The organism is Rhodococcus sp. 05-2254-5 (assembly GCF_002258575.1).
Classification (GTDB): Bacteria; Actinomycetota; Actinomycetes; order Mycobacteriales; family Mycobacteriaceae; genus Rhodococcoides; species Rhodococcoides fascians.
The window spans coordinates 296,810-322,375 of sequence record NZ_NOZG01000002.1 but is presented as its reverse complement, the minus strand read 5'-3'; the positions used below and the strand labels follow the sequence as shown (position 1 = coordinate 322,375).

The 25,566-nt window shown below is 63.4% G+C and carries 25 protein-coding genes and 2 tRNA genes; 13 read left to right on the top strand and 14 right to left on the bottom strand.

Annotation, left to right across the window (positions count from 1 at the left end; genetic code table 11):
• The first annotated feature begins 263 nt into the window (after positions 1–263).
• Positions 264–584, top strand: coding sequence for a tyrosine-type recombinase/integrase (locus tag CH278_RS28185; RefSeq protein ID WP_371831560.1), 321 nt, complete (start codon positions 264–266; stop codon positions 582–584).
• A 15-nt stretch (positions 585–599) separates the two neighbouring features.
• Here the strand turns inward: CH278_RS28185 and CH278_RS02605 are convergent.
• The 3 genes from CH278_RS02605 to CH278_RS02595 all read right to left on the bottom strand — a co-directional run bounded on the left by CH278_RS02605 (position 600) and on the right by CH278_RS02595 (position 1,674).
• Positions 600–671, bottom strand: a tRNA-Val gene (locus CH278_RS02605).
• A gap of 87 nt (positions 672–758) precedes the next feature.
• The gene (locus tag CH278_RS02600; protein ID WP_094621117.1) at positions 759–1,220 is read right to left on the bottom strand and encodes a peroxiredoxin; all 462 of its coding nucleotides are present in this window, start codon (positions 1,218–1,220) and stop codon (positions 759–761) included.
• Between the two features lie 31 nt (positions 1,221–1,251).
• Positions 1,252–1,674: a DUF3052 domain-containing protein gene (locus CH278_RS02595; RefSeq protein ID WP_032390975.1), complete on the bottom strand. Its 423-nt coding sequence runs from the start codon at positions 1,672–1,674 to the stop codon at positions 1,252–1,254.
• 256 nt (positions 1,675–1,930) lie between these two features.
• Between CH278_RS02595 and aceE the strand changes: the two genes are divergently transcribed.
• From aceE to CH278_RS02565, 6 genes are all read left to right on the top strand, one after another.
• On the top strand, positions 1,931–4,750 hold the full coding sequence (gene aceE / locus CH278_RS02590) for a pyruvate dehydrogenase (acetyl-transferring), homodimeric type (RefSeq protein ID WP_027497445.1): 2,820 nt from the start codon (positions 1,931–1,933) through the stop codon (positions 4,748–4,750).
• Between the two features lie 87 nt (positions 4,751–4,837).
• Entirely contained in the window at positions 4,838–6,262 is a 1,425-nt protein-coding gene (locus CH278_RS02585) for a PucR family transcriptional regulator (protein WP_228139233.1), read from the top strand.
• Positions 6,263–6,390: 128 nt separating this feature from the next.
• The gene (locus tag CH278_RS02580; protein ID WP_094621116.1) at positions 6,391–7,299 is read left to right on the top strand and encodes an ACP S-malonyltransferase; all 909 of its coding nucleotides are present in this window, start codon (positions 6,391–6,393) and stop codon (positions 7,297–7,299) included.
• An 88-nt stretch (positions 7,300–7,387) separates the two neighbouring features.
• Positions 7,388–7,732, top strand: a complete 345-nt coding sequence (gene acpM, locus CH278_RS02575) for a meromycolate extension acyl carrier protein AcpM (RefSeq protein ID WP_045841363.1) — start codon at positions 7,388–7,390, stop codon at positions 7,730–7,732.
• Between the two features lie 8 nt (positions 7,733–7,740).
• Positions 7,741–8,991 (top strand): KasA/KasB family beta-ketoacyl-ACP synthase, encoded by a 1,251-nt coding sequence (locus tag CH278_RS02570; protein WP_027497449.1) that lies wholly within the window; start codon positions 7,741–7,743, stop codon positions 8,989–8,991.
• A gap of 132 nt (positions 8,992–9,123) precedes the next feature.
• Complete coding sequence (locus CH278_RS02565) at positions 9,124–10,557, top strand: acyl-CoA carboxylase subunit beta (RefSeq protein ID WP_032368156.1); 1,434 nt, start codon at positions 9,124–9,126, stop codon at positions 10,555–10,557.
• Positions 10,558–10,725: 168 nt separating this feature from the next.
• Here the strand turns inward: CH278_RS02565 and CH278_RS02560 are convergent, their stop codons facing one another.
• The 3 genes from CH278_RS02560 to CH278_RS02550 all read right to left on the bottom strand — a co-directional run bounded on the left by CH278_RS02560 (position 10,726) and on the right by CH278_RS02550 (position 12,724).
• A complete protein-coding gene (locus CH278_RS02560; RefSeq protein ID WP_094621214.1) occupies positions 10,726–11,175 on the bottom strand; it encodes a cold-shock protein in 450 nt (149 codons plus the stop codon).
• Between the two features lie 88 nt (positions 11,176–11,263).
• Complete coding sequence (locus tag CH278_RS02555; RefSeq protein ID WP_032368158.1) at positions 11,264–11,776, bottom strand: DUF3145 domain-containing protein; 513 nt, start codon at positions 11,774–11,776, stop codon at positions 11,264–11,266.
• Positions 11,777–11,920: 144 nt separating this feature from the next.
• Positions 11,921–12,724, bottom strand: coding sequence for a serine hydrolase domain-containing protein (locus CH278_RS02550; protein ID WP_094621115.1), 804 nt, complete (start codon positions 12,722–12,724; stop codon positions 11,921–11,923).
• An 85-nt stretch (positions 12,725–12,809) separates the two neighbouring features.
• Between CH278_RS02550 and CH278_RS02545 the strand changes: the two genes are divergently transcribed.
• The 4 genes from CH278_RS02545 (at position 12,810) to CH278_RS02530 (ending at position 17,167) form a co-directional block, all read left to right on the top strand.
• Positions 12,810–14,945: a molybdopterin-dependent oxidoreductase gene (locus CH278_RS02545; RefSeq protein ID WP_094621114.1), complete on the top strand. Its 2,136-nt coding sequence runs from the start codon at positions 12,810–12,812 to the stop codon at positions 14,943–14,945.
• Positions 14,946–15,014: 69 nt separating this feature from the next.
• A tRNA-Ile gene (locus CH278_RS02540) sits at positions 15,015–15,091 on the top strand.
• 171 nt (positions 15,092–15,262) lie between these two features.
• Complete coding sequence (locus tag CH278_RS02535) at positions 15,263–15,865, top strand: TetR/AcrR family transcriptional regulator (RefSeq protein ID WP_094621113.1); 603 nt, start codon at positions 15,263–15,265, stop codon at positions 15,863–15,865.
• A gap of 99 nt (positions 15,866–15,964) precedes the next feature.
• Complete coding sequence (locus tag CH278_RS02530) at positions 15,965–17,167, top strand: MFS transporter (RefSeq protein WP_094621112.1); 1,203 nt, start codon at positions 15,965–15,967, stop codon at positions 17,165–17,167.
• A 130-nt stretch (positions 17,168–17,297) separates the two neighbouring features.
• On the opposite strand, the gene CH278_RS02525 is transcribed toward CH278_RS02530, so the two are convergent.
• From CH278_RS02525 to CH278_RS02510, 4 genes are read right to left on the bottom strand one after another with little or no spacing between them, the layout of a single operon-like run.
• Complete coding sequence (locus tag CH278_RS02525; protein ID WP_032390972.1) at positions 17,298–17,882, bottom strand: EI24 domain-containing protein; 585 nt, start codon at positions 17,880–17,882, stop codon at positions 17,298–17,300.
• Positions 17,879–18,229 (bottom strand): hypothetical protein, encoded by a 351-nt coding sequence (locus CH278_RS27335; RefSeq protein ID WP_032390971.1) that lies wholly within the window; start codon positions 18,227–18,229, stop codon positions 17,879–17,881. The genes CH278_RS02525 and CH278_RS27335 overlap by 4 nt, the downstream gene beginning before the upstream one ends.
• Positions 18,226–20,064: a TIGR03767 family metallophosphoesterase gene (locus CH278_RS02515; protein ID WP_094621110.1), complete on the bottom strand. Its 1,839-nt coding sequence runs from the start codon at positions 20,062–20,064 to the stop codon at positions 18,226–18,228. Before CH278_RS02515 ends, CH278_RS27335 begins: the two co-directional genes overlap by 4 nt.
• Positions 20,065–20,124: 60 nt before the next feature.
• Complete coding sequence (locus CH278_RS02510) at positions 20,125–20,592, bottom strand: universal stress protein (RefSeq protein WP_027497473.1); 468 nt, start codon at positions 20,590–20,592, stop codon at positions 20,125–20,127.
• 110 nt (positions 20,593–20,702) lie between these two features.
• On the opposite strand from CH278_RS02510, the gene CH278_RS02505 reads away from it, so the two are divergent.
• Entirely contained in the window at positions 20,703–21,425 is a 723-nt protein-coding gene (locus CH278_RS02505) for a GAF and ANTAR domain-containing protein (RefSeq protein WP_027497474.1), read from the top strand.
• 11 nt (positions 21,426–21,436) lie between these two features.
• Here the strand turns inward: CH278_RS02505 and CH278_RS02500 are convergent, their stop codons facing one another.
• From CH278_RS02500 to CH278_RS02495, 3 genes are all read right to left on the bottom strand, one after another.
• A complete protein-coding gene (locus CH278_RS02500; RefSeq protein ID WP_027497475.1) occupies positions 21,437–22,903 on the bottom strand; it encodes an MFS transporter in 1,467 nt (488 codons plus the stop codon).
• A 55-nt stretch (positions 22,904–22,958) separates the two neighbouring features.
• Positions 22,959–23,111, bottom strand: a complete 153-nt coding sequence (locus tag CH278_RS27330) for a hypothetical protein (protein WP_155288446.1) — start codon at positions 23,109–23,111, stop codon at positions 22,959–22,961.
• Between the two features lie 71 nt (positions 23,112–23,182).
• On the bottom strand, positions 23,183–23,650 hold the full coding sequence (locus CH278_RS02495; protein WP_032399938.1) for an NUDIX domain-containing protein: 468 nt from the start codon (positions 23,648–23,650) through the stop codon (positions 23,183–23,185).
• A 162-nt stretch (positions 23,651–23,812) separates the two neighbouring features.
• On the opposite strand from CH278_RS02495, the gene CH278_RS02490 reads away from it, so the two are divergent.
• On the top strand, positions 23,813–24,454 hold the full coding sequence (locus CH278_RS02490; protein ID WP_027497477.1) for a ScbR family autoregulator-binding transcription factor: 642 nt from the start codon (positions 23,813–23,815) through the stop codon (positions 24,452–24,454).
• Here the strand turns inward: CH278_RS02490 and CH278_RS02485 are convergent.
• Complete coding sequence (locus CH278_RS02485) at positions 24,432–25,346, bottom strand: AfsA-related hotdog domain-containing protein (protein WP_167327870.1); 915 nt, start codon at positions 25,344–25,346, stop codon at positions 24,432–24,434. The two genes, CH278_RS02490 and CH278_RS02485, sit on opposite strands and share 23 nt — an antisense overlap.
• Positions 25,347–25,566 lie beyond the last annotated feature (220 nt).

Genomic DNA, 25,566 nt, shown 5'->3' with positions numbered 1-25,566 from the left:
ACCAGCTCGGTTCACTAGGCCTGCGCAAAACAAGAGTTAGCCGGCCTCTGCTGGGAGCACATCGACATGGACGCGCACACGGTGCGAATCGTCCGCACCCGCACCGTTGTCGATGGGAAGGTAATCATCGGAGAACCGAAGACAGAACGTCCCAAGCGAGATCTACCGATCCTCGATCCGGTCTACTCGTCATTGCTGCACGCCCTAGCCGTTCAGCGCCGGGAGATGTCACAAGCTCGTGACAGATACCGTGCAGCGGCCATGTGTTCGTGAACGAGTTGGGAGATCCTGTGCACCCCGACTACCTCACTGATTGCTGGAGGGCTGCGTGCGCTCGGGCTGGCGTTCCCGTCATCAACCTGCACGATGAGCGGCATACCTGCGCCACGCTCATGATCCTCAACGGAGTGCCAATCCCGACGGTTTCTGCCTGGTTAGGCCATGCAACCGCCGCCTTCACGATGGCGCGATATGTCCAACAAAACCAGCCTTATGCGCTGATCTCTGCTCCAACGAGTTACGGACGACTTGTAACAAACCGTGATGACAACTTGCTGCCAGTCGGGTCAAATCAGGGTCGATAACCCCTGTGACCAGGGTGGGCGCAGAGGGGTTCGAACCCCCGACCGCTGGTGTGTAAAACCAGAGCTCTACCGCTGAGCTATACGCCCGAGTACCGGTGGCCTGGGGACATCCCCGGGCCACCGGAACGCTTGGAGAAATTTATCGTGTCTGCTGTCTAACTACAATTCCGCAGGTCAGCTCACCTGTGCGAGTGCCTCAGCCCACGATGAACTGTCTCGGGCTTCCCCGGGACCGTTCATTTCGGCGAATCTGATGATTCCGGACTTGTCGACCACGAAGGTTCCACGATTGGCGAATCCTGCGCTGTCGTTGAACACGCCGTACGCCTGAGCCACTTCACCGTGTGGCCAGAAGTCGGACAGCAGCGGAAAGGTGTAACCCTGCTCTGCTGCCCAGATTTTGTGGGTCGGAGGCGGACCCACCGAGATCGCCAGGATCGCGGTGTCTTCGTTCTCGAATGTCGGTAGCTCGTCGCGCACTCGGCACAGCTCGCCCTGGCACGTTCCGGTGAAGGCCAGTGGATAGAACACGAGCAGAACGTTCTTCACGTCCCGGTACGACGACAACGTGACCAATTGATTGTTCTGGTCTTTGAGGGTGAAGTCGGGCGCAACTGCGCCAACCTCGATCGGCATCTAGAACCGTCTTCCTGTGTCGAGCATGGGCCTACCGCTTGGTGGTAGGGGTCTTGGGCTGAACCAATCGACTTCCGATCCAGTCGCCGAGATTGGCCGCAGAGGTCTGCGTCAATCCGGCTGTCGGAGCGGACTCGGCAATCTCGCTGGGCTCCACATGACCGGACATGCCGGTCTTGGGGCTGAGGACCCACACGATTCCATCGTCCGAGAGCGGACCGATGGCATCCATGAGTGCATCGACCAGGTCACCGTCTCCGTCGCGCCACCACAGCAGTACGACATCGATCACCTCGTCGGAATCCTCGTCGAGGGTCTCGCCACCGATCGCATCTTCTACGTCGGCGCGCAGATCATCGTCGGTGTCCTCGTCCCAGCCCAGCTCTTGAACGACCATGTCGCGAGTGATGCCAAGTTTCTGAGCGTAGTTCTGAGCGTCCGCCGCGGCGACCACGGTGGTGACCTCCTTGAATTGTGGGTGCAGTAGACAAAGCGAACAGGGTCGAAGCCGTTCGCGCAAGCTGACCGCGCCGAAATTGCGTACATAAATTTCTACTGGTGGGTATCGGACCTCTGTACTACCAGAACCGACGAGATGCGGCAGGATTGGGGAGGAATCACGAGAACGAGGAATGTAGATCGCCGTCACAGGGGCGAGCTACCGGACCGGGCGCCACACCGAGCGTCCGCCACATTGAGGAGTGCACACGTTGTCCGAAGTGAACAGCGGCGAACGGCAGAACACATCGTCTGCAGGCAAGAAGGGCTCGGACGGCCGGGTCCGCGTCATCCGTGAGGGTGTCGCGTCGTACCTGCCCGATATCGACAACGACGAGACCAACGAATGGATCGAATCGTTCGACGGCTTGCTGGAGAGGTCCGGACCCAACCGCGCTCGCTACCTGATGCTCAGGTTGCTCGAGCGCGCCGGCGAGCGCCGCGTCGCGCTCCCGTCGCTGACATCGACGGATTACGTCAACACGATTCCCACCGAGAACGAGCCGTGGTTCCCCGGCGACGAGTCGATGGAACGCCGCTACCGTGCCTGGATCCGCTGGAATGCCGCGATCATGGTGCACCGCGCACAGCGTCCGGGCGTCGGCGTCGGTGGCCACATCTCGACCTACGCATCGTCGGCTGCGCTGTACGAGGTCGGCTTCAACCACTTCTTCCGCGGCAAGGATCACCCGGGCGGCGGCGACCACATCTTCATTCAGGGCCACGCCTCCCCCGGCATCTACGCCCGCGCCTTCCTCGAAGGCCGCATTCCGGCCGAGCGCATGGACGGCTTCCGTCAGGAAGCGAGCCATGTGAACGAGGGCGGCGGACTGCCGTCCTACCCGCACCCGCGTTTGATGCAGGACTTCTGGGAGTTCCCGACGGTGTCGATGGGCCTCGGCCCGATGAACGCCATCTACCAGGCGCGCTTCAACCACTACCTGAACGACCGCGGCATCAAGGACACCTCCGATCAGCACGTCTGGGCGTACCTCGGCGACGGCGAGATGGACGAGCCGGAATCGCGTGGACTCGCACATGTGGCTGCGACCGAAGGCCTCGACAACCTCACGTTCGTCGTCAACTGCAACCTGCAGCGTCTCGACGGCCCGGTGCGCGGTAACGGCAAGATCATCCAGGAACTGGAGTCGTTCTTCCGCGGTGCCGGCTGGAACGTCATCAAGGTCGTCTGGGGCCGCGAGTGGGACTCGCTGCTGCACAAGGACCGCGACGGCGCACTGGTGAACCTCATGAACACCACGCCCGACGGCGACTTTCAGACCTACAAGGCCAACGACGGCAGCTACGTCCGCGATCACTTCTTCGGCCGCGACCCGCGAACGAAGGAGCTCGTCAAGGATCTCTCGGACGACGAGATCTGGAACCTCAAGCGCGGCGGCCACGACTACCGCAAGGTGCACGCTGCCTACGCGGCTGCGATGTCGCACAAGGGCCAGCCGACGGTCATCCTGGCGCACACCATCAAGGGCTACACCCTGGGCAAGCACTTCGAGGGCCGTAATGCCACGCACCAGATGAAGAAGCTGACGCTCGACGATCTCAAGACGTTCCGCGATCTCCAGCACATCCCGATCTCCGACGAGGAGCTCGAGAAGGATCCGTACATGCCGCCGTACTACCACCCCGGTGCGGACGCTCCCGAGATCCAGTACATGCTCGATCGTCGCAGCAAGCTCGGCGGATTCGTCCCCGAGCGCCGCGTCGACGTCAAGCCACTGCCGCAGCCCGGCGACGACACCTACAAGACGCTGCGCAAGGGCTCGGGCAAGCAGGAAGTCGCCACCACGATGGCGCTCGTGCGCGTCATGAAGGAGCTGTTGCGAGACAAGGAGATCGGCCACCGAATCGTGCCGATCATTCCCGACGAGGCTCGCACGTTCGGTATGGACTCGTGGTTCCCGTCGCTGAAGATCTACAACCGCAACGGCCAGCTCTACACCTCGGTCGACTCGGAACTGATGCTCGCCTACAAGGAGAGCTCGGTCGGTCAGATCCTGCACGAGGGCATCAACGAGGCAGGCTCCACGTCGTCGTTCACCGCGGTCGGTACCTCGTACGCGACGCACGGCGAGGTCATGATCCCGCTGTACATCTTCTACTCGATGTTCGGTTTCCAGCGCACCGGCGACGGTCTCTGGGCCGCCGCGGATCAGATGGCCCGCGGGTTCGTGCTCGGTGCCACGGCAGGTCGCACCACGCTGACCGGTGAGGGTCTCCAGCACGCCGACGGTCACTCGCTGCTGCTGGCGTCGACCAACCCCGCGGCCGTGGCGTACGACCCGGCGTTCTCGTACGAGATCGCGCACATCGTCAAGGACGGTCTGCGTCGCATGTACGGCGGAACCGAAGGTGTCGAGGGCTTCGGCGGCGAGAACATCTTCTACTACATCACCCTGTACAACGAGCCGTACGTACAGCCGGCCGAGCCCGAGAACCTCGACGTCGAGGGGCTGCTCAAGGGCATCTACCGGTTCGCAGAACCGCAGGAGGGCGACGGACCCGAGGCACAGCTGCTCGCGTCCGGCGTCGGCATTGTCTCGGCCCGCAAGGCACGTGAATTGCTGTTCGAGGAGTGGGGCGTTCGTTCGGCCGTGTGGTCCGTCACCTCGTGGGGCGAACTGCGCCGCGATGGCGTCGAAGCCGAGAAGGAGTCGCTGCGTAACCCGGGTGCCGACAAGCGCGTTCCGTTCGTCACCTCGGCCCTGGCCGATGCCAACGGCCCGGTCATCGCGTCCTCCGACTGGATGCGCGCCGTGCCGGATCAGATCCGCCAGTGGGTTCCGGGCGATTACGTCACCCTCGGAACCGACGGCTTCGGCTTCTCCGACACCCGCCCGGCTGCACGACGGGTGTTCAACGTCGATGCCGAGTCCATCGTCGTCGCCACACTGTCCGCTCTCGCGGCATCGGGCGAGATCGACAAGTCCAAGGCCGTCGAGGCTGCCGAGAAGTACAAGATCGACGACGTCACCGCAGCTCCGACGTCGTACGCCGATACCGGCTCGGCGTAGGTCTCCGCCATGATCGGCCGACCCCCGTTCCACCTCGCGACGAGAGTCCAGCGCGAGGTGGGCGGGGGTCGGGCGTAGGTTCTCCTTATGTCCGATGCGAAACCCGATTCACCGGACAGTTCGTCCGCGCGTGATGTCTCCCGGCGCGACGCTTACCGTGAGGCGTTGCGTGAGTCGTTGGCTCGTGACTCCCCGGCCCGTGACTCCCCCACCCGTGATTCGCTCACGACCGACAACGAGGTCCACCTTCCGGTCAACTCGTTGGCCCCTTCGCGCCAGAAGCGCGACCCTTTGCCCGACGCCCTGTTGCGACGCGTCAAACAGTTCTCCGGCCGCCTCTCGACCGAGGCAGTGACCACGATGCAGGGCCAGTTGCCGTTCTTCGGCGATCTCGACGCCGCCCAGCGGGCCAGCGTCCAGCTGCTGATCCAGACGGCCGTCGACAACTTTCTCGAATGGCTCAAGAATCCGAACAGCGACATTCGATTCAGCCTCGACGCCTTCCAGGTGATCCCGCAAGACCTGGCCCGACGCCTCACGCTGCGTCAGACCGTCGACATGGTTCGGGTGGCGATGGAGTTCTTCGAGCAGTGGCTCCCTGCGCTCGCCCGCAACGACCAGCAGTTGGTCGCGCTGACCGAGGCCGTGCTGCGGTACGGCCGCGAGCTGGGTTTCGCAGCGGCGTCCGTGTACGCCAGTGCAGCCGAGTCACGAGGGGCGTGGGACACCCGCCTCGAAGCCCTCGTCGTCGACGCCGTCGTCCGGGGCGATACGGGATCGGACATGCTCTCCCGTGCTGCCACGTTGAACTGGGACGCCACTGCACCCGCGACGGTATTGGTGGGCACTCCCCCGGAAGATCGCGGCGTATCCGTCGTGGGCACCGTGCACTCCGTCGCTCAGAAGCACGGTCGAGCTGCGTTGGCGGTGGTTCAGGGGACACGACTGGTGATGGTGGTCAGTGGTCAGCTCGACGACACCGCGGCGCATCACGCGTTCATCGACGACATGTTGCAGAACTTCTCCGACGGCCCTGTCGTCATCGGTCCCACCACCCGCACGTTGGGCGCAGCGCACTCGAGCGCGGTGGAGGCCTTTGCCGGCATGCAGGCCGTGGCTGGCTGGCGGGGCGCACCGCGGCCGGTTCACGCCGGCGAGTTGCTGCCCGAACGAGCGTTGCTGAACGACGGGGCAGCTATCTCGGCTCTCAACGATCATGTCGTCGTTCCGTTGGCCGCGGCAGGTTCGGGTTTGGCCGACACGCTCGATGCGTATCTCGACTGCGGCGGTGCCGTGGAAACCTGCGCTCGGCAGCTGTTTGTTCATCCAAATACCGTCCGGTATCGGCTCAAGCGCATCGCCGAGGTGACCGGTCGTGATCCCACTCACCCGCGCGATGCGTACGTCCTTCGGGTCGCGGCAACGGTAGGTAGGTTGGCTCGAACGCATCACGAACCGACATATCCAGCCCCATATGTCACACAGGTCACATTTGGAGAAGTGGTTACGTAACGCCGAACCGCCTTCCGGCGATAGCGGGTCTCCACGAGGCAATTTGTAGGGTTCCCACAAATTGCTTGTCGAGAGTTCATCGAGCGCGACATCACTGATGAGGGGCCCGACAGTGTTCTCTTAACCCTGTGATTGCGTTGCTTGCGCCCGGTCAGGGCTCCCAGACTCCCGGCATGCTGCTGCCTTGGCTCGAAATCCCGGGCGCGGCCGATCGGTTGGCGCTGTGGTCCAAGGCCTCCGGCCTGGATCTCGTGCGACTCGGCACCACCGCCACCGCTGAAGAAATCACCGACACTGCGGTGACTCAGCCGCTGGTCGTGGCGTCGGCCCTACTGGCCTTCGAGGAAATCGCCTCGCGTGGACTGTTCCCCGACGACGCCATCGTGGCCGGCCACTCGGTCGGCGAGCTCGCGGCTGCTGCCATTGCCGGCGTGATCTCCTCCGACGACGCGGTATCTCTGGCGGCGGTGCGCGGGGCTGCGATGGCCAAGGCCTGCGCCCTCGAACCTACCGGCATGTCCGCCGTGCTCGGCGGCGACGAAGCTGCAGTTCTGGCCCGGCTGGAGGAACTCGATCTCGCCCCGGCCAACGTCAACGCTGCCGGTCAGATCGTTGCTGCAGGTCTGCTGACCAAGTTGGCGGAACTGGCCGAGAGCGCACCCGAGAAGGCGCGGGTCCGAGCACTCCCGGTCGCAGGTGCCTTCCATACCAAGTACATGGCATCGGCAGGCGACACCGTCGCCGCGGCCGCAGCCGCCATCACTCCGTCCGAGCCGACGCACACCTTGCTGTCCAACTCGGACGGTCAGCCGGTCGCATCGGGTGCCGATGCGCTCACCAAACTTGCTGCCCAGGTCACACGTCCCGTGCGGTGGGACCGGTGCAGCGCGTACCTGCGTACCGCGCAGGTCACCGGACTTGCGGAGCTGCCCCCGGCAGGCGCACTGGTCGGCATCGCCAAGCGTGAACTGCGCGGCGTGCCCAACCTCGGCCTGAAGACACCGGCGGACATCGCCGCATTGGCCGAGCTCGGATAGCTCGGTCACCTTCACACCGCAGTCTCGGTACTGCGGATCGACTTCCACTCCCCGAGTGGCAGAAATGCACAACCGCGTCTCGAAGCACATGACTTCGGCGTTCGACACAGAAGAGAAGGGAGCCACAACAGTGGCCAGCCAGGAAGACCTCATCGCCGGACTTGCAGAGATCATCGAGGAGGTCACGGGCATCGAACCGTCCGAGGTGACCATCGAGAAGTCCTTCGTGGACGACCTCGACATCGACTCGCTCTCCATGGTCGAGATCGCAGTGCAGACCGAGGACAAGTACGGCGTGAAGATCCCCGACGAAGACCTCGCAGGTCTGCGCACCGTCGGCGACGCCGTCAACTACATCCAGAAGCTCGAAGCGGAGAACCCCGAAGCCGCAGAAGCTATCAAGGCCAAGCTCGACGACTCCGCGAGCGAGTGACACGACCCATGACCAACCCATCCACCGCCAACGGACGCTTCCCCAGTGTCGTCGTCACCAGCCTTGCTGCGACCACGTCACTCGCGGGTGACGTCGATGCCACGTGGAAGGGTCTGCTGAACGGCGAAAGCGGAATCGGCACTCTGGAAGACGATTTCGTCACCGAGTACGACCTGCCCGTGCGGATCGGCGGACACCTCGCGGTGAACCCGCAGAGTCTGCTCTCGCGGGTCGAGATCCGTCGCCTGAGCTACGTGGAGCAGTTGTCCACGGTGCTCGGTCGTGAGGTCTGGAAGAACGCCGGCTCGCCCGACGTCGATCCCCTCCGCCTCGGCGTGTCGATCGGTACCGGACTCGGTGGCGGCGATTCTCTCATCGACGCCAACGACAAGATGAAGGCCGGCGGCTACCGCAAGGTGTCCCCGCTCGCCGTTCAGATGGTCATGCCGAACGGCCCAGCAGCGGTCGTCGGGCTCGAGCTCAAAGCACAAGCCGGCGTCATCACGCCCGTCTCCGCCTGCTCCTCGGGATCGGAAGCCATTGCGCATGCATGGCGGATGATCGTGATGGGTGACGCGGACATGGTCGTCACCGGCGGCGTCGAGGGATACATCGACGCGGTTCCGATCGCCAGCTTCTCCATGATGCGGGCGATGAGCACCAACAACGACAACCCGAAGGGTGCGTCACGTCCGTTCGACAAGGATCGTGACGGCTTCGTCTTCGGTGAAGCGGGTGCGCTCATGGTCATCGAGACCGAGGAGCACGCCAAGGCACGCGGGGCAACGATCCACGCCCGCCTGCTCGGTGCCGGAATCACCTCGGACGGGTTCCACCTCGTGGCCCCCGACCCCGAGGGCAAGGGTGCCGCGCGTGCGATGCAGCGCGCCATCGAGACCGCAGGCCTGCAGAAGTCCGACATCACCCACGTGAACGCACACGCAACGGCAACTCCCATCGGAGACACCGCCGAAGCGCTGGCGATCAACAAGGCAGTCGGAAATCACGCAGCGGTGTACGCACCGAAATCCGCTCTGGGCCACTCGATCGGTGCCGTCGGCGCCCTCGAGTCGGTACTGACGGTGCTGGCAGTGCGAGAGGGAATCATCCCTCCCACACTGAATTTGGAGAACCAGGATCCCGAAATCGATCTCGATGTCGTCAAGGGCGAGCCCCGCGTCGGACAGATCGACTACGCGATCAACAACTCGTTCGGATTCGGTGGGCACAACGTAGCGCTCGCCTTCGGTAAGGCGTGATCCACTGAGTCGACTTCTCGACTCAGCGAATCCCGCTCTCGCAGTGCATGATCCGAGCTGGGGCCGTTCTTTCGACGGACGGTCCCGGCTCGGGCCTCGCCCCCGCCAGGGGCCCTGAAGAAGGACAACGCGATGACCATTCTGGCCCCTGTCACACGATCCGGCACCTCCACCGATCCGCGCGACCCCCTCACCCGCCTCGAAAAGCTCTTCGACGCCGGAACCACTGTCCCTCTGCATGATCGGGACAAGTCGGGAATTCTGGCCGCATCGGGCGAAATCGACGGCGTCCACACCATTGCCTACTGCTCCGACGCCACCGTCATGGGCGGTGCCATGGGAGTGGACGGCTGCAAGCACATCGTTGCCGCGATCGACACCGCCATCGAACAGCGCGCCCCGATCGTCGGCGTCTGGCATTCAGGTGGTGCTCGCCTCGCCGAGGGCGTCGAGGCTCTCCATGCCGTCGGACTCGTCTTCGAGGCCATGGTCCGAGCATCCGGCCTCGTCCCACAGATTTCCGTCGTCCTCGGTTTCGCAGCCGGTGGTGCAGCGTACGGTCCCGCCTTGACCGACGTCGTCATCATGGCTCCCGAGGGACGCGTATTCGTCACCGGACCCGACGTCGTTCGCAGCGTCACCGGCGAACAGGTCGATATGGAGTCGCTCGGCGGCCCCGACACGCACCACAAGAAGTCCGGCGTGTGCCACATCGTCGCCGACAGCGAGATGGACGCGTTCACCCGCGCCCGCCGTCTGGTGTCGATGTTCTGCGAGCAGGGCGTGTTCGACATCGCCGCCGCGGAACACGGCGACACCGATCTACGCGCACTGATGCCCGAATCCAATCGTCGTGCCTACGACGTGCACCCGATCATTCACGAACTGCTCGACAACGTCGAAGGTGAATCGACGTTCGAGGAGTTCCAGGGTGGCTGGGCTCGCAGCATCGTCATCGGGCTCGGCCGCATCAGTGGCCGCACCGTGGGCGTGATCGCCAACAACCCCATCCGACTCGGAGGTTGCCTGAACTCCGAAAGTGCCGAGAAGGCAGCGCGTTTCGTTCGCCTGTGCGACGCCTTCGGCATTCCGCTCATCGTGGTCGTCGACGTTCCGGGCTACCTGCCGGGTGTCAGCATGGAATGGGAAGGCGTCGTTCGCCGCGGAGCGAAGTTGCTGCACGCGTTCGCCGAGGCCACCGTTCCCCGCGTCACGCTGGTCACTCGCAAGATCTACGGCGGCGCGTACATCGCCATGAACGCCCGCGCACTCGGTGCCACCGCGGTCTACGCCTGGCCCGGCTCCGAGGTGGCCGTGATGGGTGCGAAGGCGGCCGTCGGCATCCTGCACAAGAAGGCGCTCGCCGCCGCACCCGAAGAAGAGCGTGAGGCACTGCACGACCGCCTCACCGTCGAGCACGAGAGCATCGCAGGCGGTGTCGATCGCGCCGTTGCCATCGGCGTCGTCGACGAGGTCATCGAGCCCAGCAAGACCCGAAGCACGGTTGCGAAGGCTCTCGCTGCAGCACCGGCGGCTCGCGGAAATCACAAGAACATCCCGCTCTGATCGACTCCGACCGCTACCTACTGCGGTCCGTCAGCCCTGCCCCCAAGACCCCACCCCGGTTGGGAACCCACCCCCGGTTGGGATCAATGCGCCTTTCAGGCACTCCATGTGCAAGAAAGCCACATTGATTCACACCGGGGACGGGCGAACGAGGTCGATCGAGGTCGGTCAGCCCTGGATCCATCGGTGATCGTGGGCCAGTCGAACTACGGCCGATCGCACGTCGAGTATCTGCGCAGCCGTGAGCGTGCCGTTCGACGTCAGTAGTTGTTCGGTCAGCTCTGTGGTGAAGTCCGCCTCGGACAGGACGTCCGCGCCTGCGTCGTCGTGGCGCTGGTGACCACTGACGGGCGCGGTGTTGTGGAATGGGACGTCGGGTTTGTGCCGGGTCACCAGAGCGGTCGACGTCGGCCCGTCGATGATCTGGACCTCGGTGGCCTTCAGACCACGGTCACCGTCTACGGCAACGTATTCGACGCGTACTCCCGGCGCCATAAGTCGTTTGTCGAAGTCCAGATCGTTGACGTGGATGAACACGTCCTCGCCGCCCTCGTCCGGCGCTACGAATCCGTACCCCTTGAACTCGTCGAATCGAATCACTTTTCCGGTCGACAACATCGAACTCACCACTCCACGGTCGTTCCCACATGCCTACCCCAGGCACGAACGCGAAACTACCGCCGCGACGAATCCCCGGCAACCGCTGCTAGCCGACGTTGCGGCTGAGCCAGGTCACTTCTGCTCCTGCGCCTCCGGTGCGGAACGGCTCGAGAGCGGCATCCCAATCCGAGCCGAGCGCGTGCTCCACTGCGGCGGCGAGGTTGCCTTGGTTGTTCTCCATCAGGGCGCGCAGTCGCATCTCGCCGAGCACCACGTCCCCGTTGGCACTCGTCGATCCGCGCCAGAGACCCAATCCGGGTACGTGCGAGAACCGTTCGCCGTCGACGCCTTCGCTGGCGTCTTCGGTCACCTCGTAGCGCAGCATCTGCCAGGAGCGCAGGATGCCGGCGAGCTTCGCTCCGGTGCCTACGGGCCCGATCCAGTCCGTGGTGGCGCGCAGCTGACCGTCGGAGGCCGGCTGCGCGGACCACTTCAAATTGGCACGGCAATCGAGGGCGTCGGACAACGCCCATTCGACATGCGGGCACAGCGCAGCGGGCGACGAGTGGATGTACACAACACCCGACGTCGCATCTGCGAATTGGTTCGATCCACGCATTGCACTACCTCCAGCTTCGACGAGGGACGTCTTCCCCAACGACCTCGACATGCTCGAACTGGTTGCAGCGATTCAACGCGTGTGTGTACTAGTGTGCCCCGAGTTGCCCCTGTTGCGCCAGTGCAATCGGTGAACGGTGATGTTTCACCCGGCCAGGACGGCGTCGGAGAGCTCGGGCCAGAGCGGTTTGGCCCAATCTCCGAAGTTTCGATCGGTCAGCACCACGCACGCGATCCGCACCGACGGGTCCACCCACAGGAACGTCCCGGCCTGTCCGAAGTGGCCGAACGTGGCCCTCGAGTTGGTGCTCCCAGTCCAGTGCGGGGTCTTGTCATCGCGCAGCTCGAACCCCAGACCCCAGTCGCAGGGCTTGTGCGATCCGTACCCGGGCACGATTCCGTTCAGGCCGGGAAAATGCACGTCCACGGCCGAAGACAGTGTCTGCGACGCGAGGAGACTCGGTTCCAACAGCTCCGCGGCGAACTTGGTCAGGTCTGCAACAGACGAACGGGCACCGTGACCGGCCGACCCGGGCAGCGACGTGTCGACCATCCCGAGCGGTCCGCAGACGGCCTCATCCAGGTAGTCGGGAAAGGCAATTCCCGACTCTGCTTCGATGAGTTCGGCCAAGACCTCGAATCCCGCGCTCGAGTAGATCCTCTTGGTGCCGGCCGGAGCCTGCACCTTCCGCTCGCCGAACGCCAGTCCCGAGGCATGCGCCAGCAGATGCCGCACAGTCGACCCCTCCGGCCCTGCGGGCTGATCGAGCTCGACGGCACCTTCCTCCACGGCAACGAGCACCGCGTAGGCGGTGAGCAATTTGGTGACCGATGCCAGCTCGAAGACGCGCGCGGTGTCCCCCACCTCCTCCCGCACTCCGGCGTCGGTGAAGACGGCGGCACTGACATGGTCGACGGGCCACGAGGCAGTGAGATCGAGGGTAGTCACGACTCCAGAGCCTAATTGTCTGTCGATGCCGGTGGATCGGTCCCCCGCCGCGCTAGTCTCGGACGACAGGAATGGGAGAAATGCGATGTCGGTTGTGTATGGATCGTGCAATCTGTGCGAGGCGATCTGTGGTCTCGAATTCACGGTGGAGAACAACGCGGTGGTCTCGATCCGCGGCGACGAGAAGGACCCACTCTCCCGGGGCCACATCTGCCCGAAGGCTCTGTCGTTGATCGACCTTCATGCCGACACCGATCGGCTCACCACACCGGTCAAGCGGGTGGGTGAGAAGTGGGAGAAGATCGGCTGGGATGAGGCGTACGACCTCGTCGTCGATGGCCTCGTCTCGACGCGGAAGAAGTACGGATCCAACGCTGTCGGGCTCTATCAGGGCAATCCCAACGTGCACTCGATGGGTGCGATGACCCACGGCATTCCGTTCGCGTCGCTGCTGCGCACCCGCAATCGGTACTCGGCGACGTCCTTGGATCAGTTGCCGCACCAGCTCGTCGACCATCTGCTCTACGGCCACCAGCTCCTGCTGCCCATCCCGGATATCGATCGAACCGATTTCTTCCTCGTCCTCGGCGGCAATCCGATGGCCTCCAACGGCAGCATGATGACGGTGCCCGACTTCGCCAAAAGAGCACGCGCACTCCGTAAGCGAGGTGGCCGACTGGTAGTGGTCGATCCACGTAAGACCGAAACGGCGGATATTGCCGACACCCACTTCTTCGTTCGTCCCGGCAGCGACGCGCTGCTGTTGCTGGCGATGATTCACACGATCGTCGCCGACGGCTCCGTCCGAGTCGCCGACTACGTCGACGGTGCCGATCGACTTACCGATCTCGTCGCCGAATTCACGCCGACGGCGGTGGCGCCGATCGTCGGCATGTCGGCAGACGACATCTCCTCTCTCGCAACGGAATTCGCTGCGGCGAAGTCTGCAGTGGCGTACGGCAGGATGGGGGTGTCGACGCAGCAGTTCGGCACGGTGTGCCAGTGGGCGATCCAGGTACTCAACATCATCACGGGCAATCTCGACCGACCGGGCGGTGCGATGGTGACCGATCCGGCGATCGATCTGATCTCGCAGGGCATCGTCGGTCGTGGCCATTTCGACAAATGGCGCAGCCGCGTTCGCGATCTCCCCGAGTTCGCCGGCGAGTATCCCTGTTCGACGCTTGTCGACGAGATCACCACCGAGGGCAAGGACCAGATTCGTGCCATGGCCGTCCTGTCCGGCAATCCGGTGCTGTCGATGCCCGGCGGTAGTCGCCTCGACGAGGCCTTCGCCGGTCTCGATTTCATGGTGTCGTTCGACTTCTACATCAACGAGACCTCGCGGCACGCACACGTAATTCTGCCGCCGACGATGTCCCTCGAACGCGATCACTACGATCTGATCTTCAATTCTTTCGCGGTACACAACACTGCCAAGTACATGCCAGCAGTCCTACCCAAGCAGGCTGACGCCAAGCATGATTGGGAGATCTTCCGCGACTTGTCACTGCGCTACAAGAACCGCATGGCAGGCTCCACCGTCGATCGACTGAAGGCACGATTGACGCCGAAGAGCGTCATCGGCGAGGCCCGTCTGCGCCTGTCCCCTGCTCGCACTCTCGACATCCTGCTCCGTAGCCGACGAAAAGGGTTGTCGCTGAGGAAGCTTCGAGCCAACCCGCACGGCATCGATCTGGGACCGCTGCGTCCGGGCTTTCCCCAGAAGCTGAAGACCAAGGACAAGCGCATTCAATTGATCCAGGACGTCGTGGTCGGTGAACTGCCTGCCCTGGTGGACCTGATGCACTCGAGCGCGGTTCCCAAAAACGACGAGCTCCTGCTGATCGGTCGACGACATCTGCGCAGCAACAACTCGTGGATGCACAACACCGCTCGGCTCACCAAAGGCAAAGCGCGACATCAGCTTCTGGCCCACCCGAACGATCTCCTCCAGCGCGGGATCGAGGACGGTTCGATGGTGTCGGTCACCTCCGCGGCCGGTACCGTCGACATCGAGGTTGCGGCGTCCGAAAAGATGATGCCCGGGGTGGTGAGCATGCCGCACGGATTCGGTCATCAGCGCCCCGGCGTGCAGCTCTCGGTCGCCACCACTGTCACCGGACCGAGCGTCAACGACATCACCGACCCCGCCCGAGTCGACGCGGTATCGGCGAACGCGATTCTCAACGGCGTTCCGGTGCAGGTGAGGGCCAAGTAGCGCCCCCGATGGAACCACGAGACGGCGTGATTCTGTACGATTCTGCTGGCTCGTACCTGGTACGGGATTGGGGCGGTAGCTCAGTCGGTTAGAGCCGTGGACTCATAATCCATTGGTCGCGGGTTCGAGCCCCGCCCGCCCCACCAAGACGGTTTTAAAGCAACCCGGCTGTGGTGCTTACCGGCCGACGAAATCGATAAGTGCCGACAGTGTTTCTGTCGAACTGCACTGCCCACACCTCGCTCGACAGGCGCCCTCTCCCGGCGATCACAGGAACAATTTTGGACAGATCAGTACACAATTGCTAACGTCTGGCTATGGGACGAACAGCCGACTTCGATCGAGACGCCGTAGTCGATGCAGCACTCGACCAGTTCTGGGCCCATGGATTTCACGGCACGAGCACTGACATGCTCTGTCGTGCGACTGGTTTGGGCAGAAGCAGCCTCTACAATGCGTTTCGCAGCAAAATCGGGCTGTATGAAGAATGCATGTCGACGTACCTCACGAAAGCCGACGAGTCGGCAGACGCGATCCTCTTAGGCAGTACGACTTCCGTACTTGATCGAATTGGGCTTCTGTTCGACGATCTGATCGAAGGCGAGATGGATCGGCGCTCGTCAGGTGGCCCATCAGGATGCTTCTCGGTGAATACGGCCATCGAAGCTGCGGACGATCCTGAACTTGCCGCACCACTCGAGCGGTTGACGGCCAACCTCCAGCGGCGTTTGTCAGTATTGGCGGACTACCTACATGCCGGACAAGCCACTGGCGAGGTCTCATCTACGTTTCCACCCCGCGCGCAGGCCGAAATCGTCAATGGTGCGATCGTCGGCATTCGAGTGGCTGCACGAGTGGCCTCCGGACGTGAAGCAATGCGCGCTATAGCCGACGGGGCGCTGAGAGCACTTACGCCGTAAGGACGGCGAGCATCGACAACCAGTCTCCTGCGGCCATTTTTTGTACTGATCGATACAAAAATTCCGGTTCTACACCTCACACAAAGGAGATCGTCAGAGATGCATGACGTTACGAGTTGCGAACCCCAAGCGCCGCAGACTCCCGACCGAGTTCCCCTGCCCGTCTACGTACTTGCGTTCACCATCTTGGCGTTCACGACGAGCGAATTCATGGTGTCGGGCTTGATGAACGACCTTGCGCGGGACCTGCCTGCATCGATCCCTAGCGTCGGATATCTCATCGCGATCTACGCGCTGTCGATGGTGCTCGTGGCCCCGCCCGCCTCGATCTTCCTCACCAGGTTTCGACCCAAGTTCGCCCTGCTCGCCATCTCGATCGTGTTCATCATCGGCGAACTGATCGCCGCTGCTGCCCCCAACTACGCCGTCATCGTCATTGGTCGCATCCTCACCGGAGCCGCCGCGGGCACCGCCTACGGCGTCACTCTTTCCATCGCAGCCCAGGCGGTACCCGAGAAGATCCGCGGCCGCGCCATCGGTATCGTCATGGGAGGCAACACGATCGGCACCGTCATCGGTCTACCTGTCGCCAGCTTCCTCGGTAACGCCTTCGGGTGGCGACTGGCCTTCGCATTCGTGGCAGTCCTCGCGGCAATTGCACTCGCGGCGAGCTTCGTTCTGGTACCCGCTGTGGACGCCGGCCCACGACCGAAAATTCTGACTCAACTATCGGAGTTGAAGAACGGCAGCTTGTGGCTCGCCTACGCGACAAGCGGATTGCTGATCGGCGGCGTGTTCTCCATCTTCAGCTACTTCTCCCCCATCCTCACCGAACGTGCCGGCTTCGACCAGAGCTGGGTCCCCATCATCTTGGCCGCATACGGCGTCGCATGCGTCATCGGTATCACTGTGGTCAGTCGGCTTTCCGATGACTTCCCCTTGTCCGTCGCCTGCGTCGGCGCGGTGGTGATCTTCTTGTCCGGTCTGCTGTTCCTTCTCGGCGACAGCAATTCGGCAGCAGTCTTGGTTGGCGTTGCCGCCCTCGGATTCGCCGGCGTGAGTCTCAACCCGGCATTCGCAGTCCGGGTCATGAGAGTCGGCGGTACATCCTTCGTCGTCAATACTGTCCACACCTCGATCATCTGCTTCGGAATCTTCCTCGGCGCGTCCCTCGGTGGTGTCATCATTGATCTATCCGCATCCGTCCACTCGGTCTACTACCTGTCCCTGGTCTTCGCGGGTGTCGGAATCCTTGTTCTCCTACCGAAGCTGGGTAATACGCGAGCCGAGTTGAGGAGATGACCGACATCGTCGTGATCGGCTGCACGTCCAGCAGCATCCCGACCGAGGCGGGCGCAGTCATAAGTTGTCGGCGCCGTTCGAGACGACACCCGCGCAGTTCGAGTCATCCCGTCATGGAAGAGAACGCGGATCAAATCCCTACCACCTTGCGATACAAAGCCGACCAATACACCAGCAGTGCAGCAGCATTGGCCCCGAACCACAGCCACGTCAGGAATGCCGCCACCACGCCGGTGACGAAGAATCCCAGCACGAGTGCCACCACCCAGCCGAGTAGGTAGGCGAGGATCGTGATGACCGCCGCTGCGGTACAGCGCCACGGGGATTGCTTCACGGTGTGTAGTGCAGCGCGCAGAGGGTTTCGGCAACCGTCCACTGCCGCTGGAAGTATCAGCAGCGCAATGACTATGACAATAGCCGGGAGCAGGGGGAAGAGAATTGCGAACGCAACGGCCGCCACGGTCAGCACCACGCACCACGCCAGTACCCGCGGTCGTCGCCACGTCCGGCTCAGTGCACCCGACGCGTTGCCGTCCACCACATCGAGTGCCGTCGAGGCGGTGAACCACAGCGCACACATCACCGTTGCGGCGGAAACGACGACCAGCGCAGCGAATCCGAGGGAGGACGTCGGAGCCGGATCCCCCACCACGGTCAGCGCCTGAATCAGAGCCGAGACAGTCGCCACCGATGCGAGCAGCAGCACCCCTTTCACGGCGCACCGACCGTCGAATTGCGATCGAGCACGTCCTGCACCGAACCCGAGTAGAGAACGGTCAGGCCGACCTTCACTTCGACGGTACTGGCATCGTCGGACGTGGCCGTACCGGTGATCGTCTCGTTACCGGTTGTCGTCCCGGCACATTCGATGTCCGCCCCGGTGCCCGAGCACACGGGCGCAACGAGGATCTCGATTCCTTGCTCGAACAGCACGTCGTTCACCGCGTAGCGGAGGTTACCGAGTTCCGCTCCCCCGACCGGGGCGAGCGCAGCGGTCTGCGAGCACCCCGCGCAGGCCAGCACCATCACCACCGTGAAGAGCTGCCTACGAACACCGTTCATCGCCCCTGCCTCGTCTCGTACGCAATCAGTCTGGCGTGCTCGTCGAGATGTTGCTGTTCCAGAGCGGCGTCGGTGATGGCGCTCAGGTCGAACGGCGCGGGCAGCAGGAGTTCGGTGTTGCGGTCGAGGCGCGAACCTCGTCGCATCAGCGGATTCTCGGCCCAGTCGTTCGCAGCCAACTCACGACTACGCGAGGCGAGGTCCAGGTAGCTGCCACTGTTTCCGGGCGTGATCGGCGACGCGTGATCGAGCACCGTGGTGAACAGCGACAATGTCTCGTCTCTGTTGTCGACGATCTCCACCACCTGCTGTTGCTGCGGAAAGTCGATGCACGACGCGGTGGTGATCTCCCAGAACCCTCGTCCGTCTCGCGAATGCGCCACGATTTGATTCTGGTGGGTGTGACCGTTGAGCCAACCGATCACCACAGGATATTTCAGAAGCAGATCGATGAATTCGTCTGCGCCGTACAGCTTCACCGACTGTCCCGGCCGCTGTGCACGGTTCTCCAGGGTCAGGCTGTTGTGGTGGGTGTAGATCAGGACGAGCTTGCGTTCGGCCTGTGCCTTCTCCAATTGCTGAGTGAGCCAGTCGAACTGGTCCTCGGGCACCGCCCCGTCGGGGCCGGCGACGGCGTTGCACGTGTCGAGTCCGAACGTGCGAACGTTCGGAGTCGGGTCCGCCGCCCACCAGGTTTCACCCGAGTCGAGGTTGTGCTGGGTGAAACCGTGCCCGATCGGCCCTGGGGTGGGAGTCGTCTCGAAGTGCTCTTGCATGAACTCACGCTGCTCGAAGAGATACCGAGCCGGATCCGCCGACACTGCCCGAAACCCGGGCCGGGCGCCGGATCCGACCCCGAGCGCATCGACCATCCTCTGCAGCGGACTACCCGTCGATGCGTACCCGGCCAATGCCGACGTGGCCGTCGCTTCGAGTGTGTACGCCTTGCGTCCGCCGACCGCGAGGGCATGCGGCTGAGAGGAGAGATCGAACGTGCCGAGCAACAACGTGTCGTGATTGCCGTAGACGGAATACCACGGGACGGGTAGCCCCACCGATTCGACGGTCCCCGACATCGCCTGCGTCAACAGATCGGGAAGCGTCGGAAATCCGTAGTCCCCGAACGACCCTCCCGACGGATCGCCCGGCCGATACGCCCACTGCGCCTCGGGCCACGCTTGCACGCCCTCGAAGACGTCGGATGCGCCACTCGTAGGCCGGACCGCGACGCCGTCGAGAACGTCTATGTACCAACGAAGTTCGAGATGAGAATGCATGTCGGCGCTGTCACCGGTGACAACCGCGGCTCCCATGGGAGCGCCGGTGACCGAACTGATTCGCGCATCCGCAAATGCCTTCACCATCGCGGCGGTGACGTGCACGGTCAGCGGATCCTGCGGATGGAAGGCCGAGCCCCACGCTGCATGGTCGGAGACGATCATGGGCTCGATCCGGCCGGGCGATTGCGCATCGATGACATGCAAGTCCGACAGGTGCCCCAAGTAGAGCAACGAGCGTCTGGCCTGCACCCGAGACGCGCTGGGTGCCCGCCCGAGGATGTCGAGGCGAGGGACGTAGGGCTCCCCCGGCCCCGCAGCGAGCACCCGGTACCGACCGGGGCCGGTCGACGATCTCAGGATGGTCTGCGCCAGCGTTCCGCCGACATCGGTCTCTCCTGACGCCGGCTGCGCCCGAGCGACAAGGACGTGGCCCAGAACCTGCGGTGCGATTCCCCATGCCGCGGCGAGGGTGCCCACCCGAGTGACGAATTGACGACGCGACAGACCGCCATGGAACTCCCCGAATCCGAGAACCGCACCACATGCGCCTCGCATCCGACGAGGTGACTGCCAATTTTTACAGGGAAAACCGCGGACTGGTTGGAATTCGAGCCTTCATGGCACCACTGTGACCGGCCAGCGGCCCGCCTTGACCAGTCGCACTGCCACAGATCCCGCCAATCGGTGCCCGGCGCGTTCGGAGGCCCCCACCACGACGGCGTCGGTGCGGAGTCCATCGGCAACCGCGACGAGTCCGTTATAAGGATCACCCTGCGCAGTGCGGAATTCCCAGCGAACCTGCTCTCGCTCCCCGAAGCGGGCCACCGAGGTTCTGATGTAGTCGAGGAGTTCGTCGGCGATCTGTCGGCCCGTTTCCACCATCGAGATCCCCGCCTGGCCCCACGACGCGGTGGCGATGGGCTGCACGTAGACCAGCACCAGAAGCGATTGTTGCCTACGGGCCAGTCCTCCGGCGTATGCGGCGGCCCGCCAGGACGAATCCGAGCCGTCGACGCCCACCACGATGGACTTCGGGCCGTCGTGGCCGTACTCGAACCCCGTAGATTCCTGCGCATTGCTCACGACATGAGGCTACTGCCAGCCCATTGGTGCAGGGACCCCGGCGCAGGGCGGTACGGTTGATGTGCTGCGCAACCGGTTTGCCCGGCATGCGCCACACGACGGGAGAAGCAATGACCGACGACGAACAGTTCGACGCTCCGTCGACCGACCCGGCAACTGTATTCGCCGCTCTGGCCGACATCGTGTATCGCGGCAGTAGCGCAGAAGAGGTCTACACCGCTATCTGCAACGCCGCGACGATGGTTGTCCCTCACTGCGATCACGCGAGTCTCATGTTGTTGCGCCACGGAAAGGCCGTCACCGTCGCGGCCTCGGATGACGTGGCACGCGTCGTCGACGACATCGAACGCGCCACTGGTCAGGGACCGTGCTTGGATGCGCTGACCACCGAGGCCGTCCAACTCGAGCCGGATTTCAGCAGCCCCACCCAGTGGCCCGCAATGGCTCGGGGTGTCCTGAACCGCACGCCGGTCCGGGGAGCGATGGGGTTCCGCCTCAAGGTCGACGAGCAGAAGGTGGGTGCTCTCAACCTGTTCACCGACACCGCAGGTGCCTTCGATGCCGACACCGCCGACAAAGCCGTCATCCTGACTGCATTCACTTCTGTGACGGTAGGGGCGATGCTGAACGGCCAAGAGGCATCGACCTTGCGCGACGGCCTCGAGAGTAACCGTGAGATCGGCAAGGCGATCGGCCTCATCATGGCGCTGCACAAAGTATCCGACGAAGAAGCGTTCGCACTGCTCCGCAAATCGTCGCAGGATCTCAACGTCAAGATCGCCGATCTCGCATCGACGGTCGTCCAGCGGCACGGCAAGGGCCTGTCGAGCTGAACGAGCCGAGATCAGTGACCGCTCTGCACCTTCTTCGGTAGAGCGAACACCAACGCCAACGCAACGACGCTGAACGCGGCACTGACGGCCATGGCCATTGCGGCACCGTGCAGGAAGCCGGATCCCACGGTATCGGGGCCGGTGATGGTGAGTGAGCCGAACAGCACACTACCGATGACTGCGATACCGATTGCGGAGCCGACGCGCTGCATCGTCGAGATGACGCCGCTCGCGGCCCCTGCGTCGTCGCGGTCGACGGTTGCGACGATGAACTGCGCGTTGGGAGCGATGAACGCGCCGTTGCCCAAGCCCGCGATGAACAGCGGGACCAGCAGAGTCCAATGGGAGATGGTGTCGGCGGAACTGGTCGCCAAGATGATCCACAGCCAGATCAAGCCGATCGACACCAGCGATGCGCCGAGGATCAGTACGGTGCGGCCGAGTCGGATCGTGAGCTTGTTGCTCTGCGAGGACGCGATGATGCTGCCGATCGCGAACGGTATCGAGACCAACCCGGACGAGAGGGCCGTATTGCCGAGCCCGGTCTGCCACAACAACGAGATGGTGAAGAAGATGCTGGTGAACGCTGCGAAGTACACCAGCGCGAGAATCACACCGCCGGTGAATGCCGGTCGGGTGAACAGTCGCGGCGGCACGAGCGGATTGTGTCCACGACCGCTGTGGATCACCTCCCACCAGCCGAACACTGCAATCAGGCCCACGCCTGCAGCAATGGTCACGTAGGTCCACAACGGCCACCCGAGCTCCTGGCCTTCGATCAGCGGTACGAGCAGCGCGATGAGGCCGGCGGAGATCAGCACCAACCCGAGCCAGTCGATGCCCGGCCTTGCAGTCGGCTCGGATTCATCCTTCTTCGGCAGCAGAACCGCCGCCGCGATCAGACCGACGATGCCGATCGGCAGGTTGACCCAGAAGACCAACCGCCAGCCGTTCTCCTCACCGAAAGCCTGGATGATCAACCCGCCGACGATCGGCCCCAACGCAGTCGACACTCCGATGACCGCACCCATGATCGCAAATGCCTTGCCGCGCACAGGGCCTGGAAACAGCAGTTGAATGAACGCTGTGACAGCGGGCACGAACATTCCGCCTGCCAGACCCTGAACCACTCGGGCAACCACCAACTGCAGATCGTCCTGAGCGAGTCCGCAGGCAAAGCTGGCCACCGTGAACAGAGCGAGACCGGTGAAGAACACCCACTTGTGCCCGATCCGATCCCCGACCTTGCCCGCTGGAATCAGGGCGAGACCGAACGCGAGCGCGTAGCCCGAGATGATCCACGACAGAACGGATTCCGATGCCTCCAGCGTCGTGCTGATCGTCGGCAATGCGACGTTGACGATGGTGGTGTCGAGCAGGGCCATGAACATGCCGAGCAACAGAACCACCAGGGCTTGCCAGGCGCGCTTGGGTACCTCGATCGCCGGTGGGGTCGCTGACGCAATACCGTCGGTCACTGCACTGCCCTTCGTAGTAGTCGCTGAGCAGTATCGACCGAACGGTCTGGTATTGCTAGCCGATCATTGCGGACGCGGCGAACATCCAGGACAGGCCGGTGGCCAGAGCCACGAACCCCGAGGCCACGATTCGACCTGCCCACTGACCTTCCAGCAGAGCCGTTTCCACGCGAGCCGTGTCGGCGTCGGTCGTCTCCATCGGTGTCATGTTCCACTTCCCACCCTGCATCCGCGGCCGTCGTTTCCGGCCGCCGGATACCCCCGGATTCGACGCCGAAACTAGCGCAACTCCACAAAGGCCTCCACCGCGTCGAGAAATGGGTGCTGCGCGGCCAGTAGCTTTGTCCTCGCCAGCGGCACCGAAAACCATTCGATGCGGTCTACCTCGGGAAACGATTGCATCTTTCCGGATTTCGGCGGCCATTCGATCTCGAATGTGTTGCTCATCGCAGTGGAGACATCGAGGTCGGACTCGATCCCGAACGCGGTGACGATCTTCCCGCCGCGCTGTGTGGCGGTGCCGAGCTCGATGGGGTTGCCCGCAGGCACCTCGATGCCGACTTCCTCTCGGAACTCGCGCTGAGCCGCGGTCCACGGGTCTTCGGCCTCGGTGAACTCCCCCTTCACTATCGACCACGCACCGTCGTCCTTCCGCGCCCAGAACGGGCCGCCGGGATGGGCGATCAGAACCTCCACCACGTCGGCGTTCACCCGAAACAGCAGAATGCCCGCGCTCTTGTTGACCATGTGATGAGCGTGCCATCAACTTGCACGCTCACCGTCATCCCCCATCACCATTCGAGCAGGCGCGCACGGTTCGCCCCTTGGGCATCGACACCGATTTTCGTTGAATTGCCGTCTTTTGACTCGGAGAGTGCCGCGAAAGCGGGTACCAGCTATTGTCTACCGATGCAAGAGCGCGCAGAATCGACCAGGCAGGCCGTACTCGTGGGAGCCGCATCGAGCTTCGACAAGTTCGGCTACGGCACAGCCAGTCTGAGCACCATCATCGCCAACGCCGGCGTCAGCAAGGGTGCGATGTACTTCCACTTCTCGTCGAAGGAAGATCTGGCGCAGGCCGTGATCGAGGCACAGATGGCTCTTGCCACCGCTGCCACCGTCACCATCATCGAAAGCACACCGAAGGCCATCGATGCCCTGATCCTGATCACCAAGGAGTTGGCGCGTCAGCTGCAGACCGACCCCATCGCACGTGGCGGCATGCGGTTGACGTTGGAATCGACGACGGCTCAGAATCCGAATGCGCAATCGTTCGACGACTGGATCGGAATGATCGCGAAGTTGACCGAGCGCGCCCGGACCGAAGGCGACATCGTCGACGACGTGGACACGGCCGCACTCGCCAGGATGATCGTCGCATCGTTCACGGGAGTTCAGACCGTCTCGGAGATGCTCACCGGACGCGCCGACCTCCAGCTTCGGATGACCGAGATGTGGCACCTGTTGCTACCGTCGATCGCCCCTCGCCGGCGACTGGCCCGGATTCGAGCGGTCGCCGACGCACCGCTCATCGACTGGAACGATCGCTGAGCGGCAGCCACGGTTCGGGTGTCGCCGTGACGGACATCGCCGAGAGCACGACCCCGTCGTGCTCGAACTGAATGCGGTGAATGCCGTCGGTCGTGTCGCTGTCGACGATGACCGTGCACGGGTTGGCCCATTCGGCGAACCCCAAGAACCTGACCTCCAGGGACGTGAAATCCAGTCCCACGCAACCGGTGGCCAAACGCAACGCCTGACGGGCGGCTTCGAGCATGGTGACGCCCGGTAGGTATTCCACCGAATGATCGAACATCGCCAGGTTTCGCGGATCCGGAGCAACCACGAGCGTCCCGTCCGACGTATGACGAGCCAGTACTACATCGGAGGGGTCGAGACGGCCGACTCCGGCCGGTTCCACCACCTCGGTTCCGGCGGGAAGGTACCGGAAGTGTGGGTCGGCCATCGTCGGCTTGCGGACCTTGGAGTAGACGTCCGGTCCGATGGGACGCACGGACGCCGTTCCAGAGGCGACGACCTGACCGCGGTTGAGCAGTCGAGCCGACAGCTTCAGGTTGTCCAGCGACTCGTCCTCGAATGTCCGGTCGGTCGTGATCGACTCGGCGACAAGCGAATCGTCGATGTTGTCGACCGACAGAAGGTCGAGAATGTCGAACCGGAAGTGCTCGATGTAGACCACGTGATCGAGCGGGACGTCGTGTTCGACGTGACAGAACAGGCTCACCGCCTGCCGTAGCGCCTCGGCGATCATCAACGAATCGTGGGTGCGACGTACCGGCACGAACATGCGATGCGACGTCGGCAGCTGTACCGCCGCACGATGCGTACCGTCGACCGTCTCGTAGTCGGTCAACAGCACGTCCGCCGGAGAGCGCCGATGCACGAGCTGACGTGGAACGGTGGATGCGTAACTCAAACTCACTTCAATGCCCCTTAGAACCCGACCGATCCGGCTTTTTTCGAGCACTTCCGAGCGTCCCGGACCACACGAACAGTATGTCGCGAGACACCGACAAAACTGGCATCGGTCGGCCTGATTCATTCGATCGATATACAGAAGATTCGGTCACGATCTGATAGCTGTCCGGGACTCTCGGTACCACATGTGCGGTACGTTCTCGCCGACCAATCCCGTCACGGGC

Coding starts and splice junctions, on each gene's coding strand:
- CH278_RS02555 (WP_032368158.1), bottom strand. CDS start 11,776: ATGCGTGGATCGAACCAATTCGCAGATGCGACGTCGGGTGTTGTGTAC.
- CH278_RS02515 (WP_094621110.1), bottom strand. CDS start 20,064: ATGCGAGGCGCATGTGGTGCGGTTCTCGGATTCGGGGAGTTCCATGGC.
- CH278_RS02495 (WP_032399938.1), bottom strand. CDS start 23,650: ATGGTCAACAAGAGCGCGGGCATTCTGCTGTTTCGGGTGAACGCCGAC.
- CH278_RS02600 (WP_094621117.1), bottom strand. CDS start 1,220: ATGCCGATCGAGGTTGGCGCAGTTGCGCCCGACTTCACCCTCAAAGAC.
- acpM (WP_045841363.1), top strand. CDS start 7,388: ATGACTTCGGCGTTCGACACAGAAGAGAAGGGAGCCACAACAGTGGCC.
- CH278_RS02535 (WP_094621113.1), top strand. CDS start 15,263: ATGGGACGAACAGCCGACTTCGATCGAGACGCCGTAGTCGATGCAGCA.
- CH278_RS02570 (WP_027497449.1), top strand. CDS start 7,741: ATGACCAACCCATCCACCGCCAACGGACGCTTCCCCAGTGTCGTCGTC.
- CH278_RS02560 (WP_094621214.1), bottom strand. CDS start 11,175: ATGTTGTCGACCGGAAAAGTGATTCGATTCGACGAGTTCAAGGGGTAC.
- CH278_RS27335 (WP_032390971.1), bottom strand. CDS start 18,229: ATGAACGGTGTTCGTAGGCAGCTCTTCACGGTGGTGATGGTGCTGGCC.
- CH278_RS27330 (WP_155288446.1), bottom strand. CDS start 23,111: ATGACACCGATGGAGACGACCGACGCCGACACGGCTCGCGTGGAAACG.
- CH278_RS02490 (WP_027497477.1), top strand. CDS start 23,813: ATGCAAGAGCGCGCAGAATCGACCAGGCAGGCCGTACTCGTGGGAGCC.
- CH278_RS02585 (WP_228139233.1), top strand. CDS start 4,838: ATGTCCGATGCGAAACCCGATTCACCGGACAGTTCGTCCGCGCGTGAT.
- CH278_RS02530 (WP_094621112.1), top strand. CDS start 15,965: ATGCATGACGTTACGAGTTGCGAACCCCAAGCGCCGCAGACTCCCGAC.
- CH278_RS02565 (WP_032368156.1), top strand. CDS start 9,124: ATGACCATTCTGGCCCCTGTCACACGATCCGGCACCTCCACCGATCCG.
- CH278_RS02505 (WP_027497474.1), top strand. CDS start 20,703: ATGACCGACGACGAACAGTTCGACGCTCCGTCGACCGACCCGGCAACT.
- CH278_RS02545 (WP_094621114.1), top strand. CDS start 12,810: ATGTCGGTTGTGTATGGATCGTGCAATCTGTGCGAGGCGATCTGTGGT.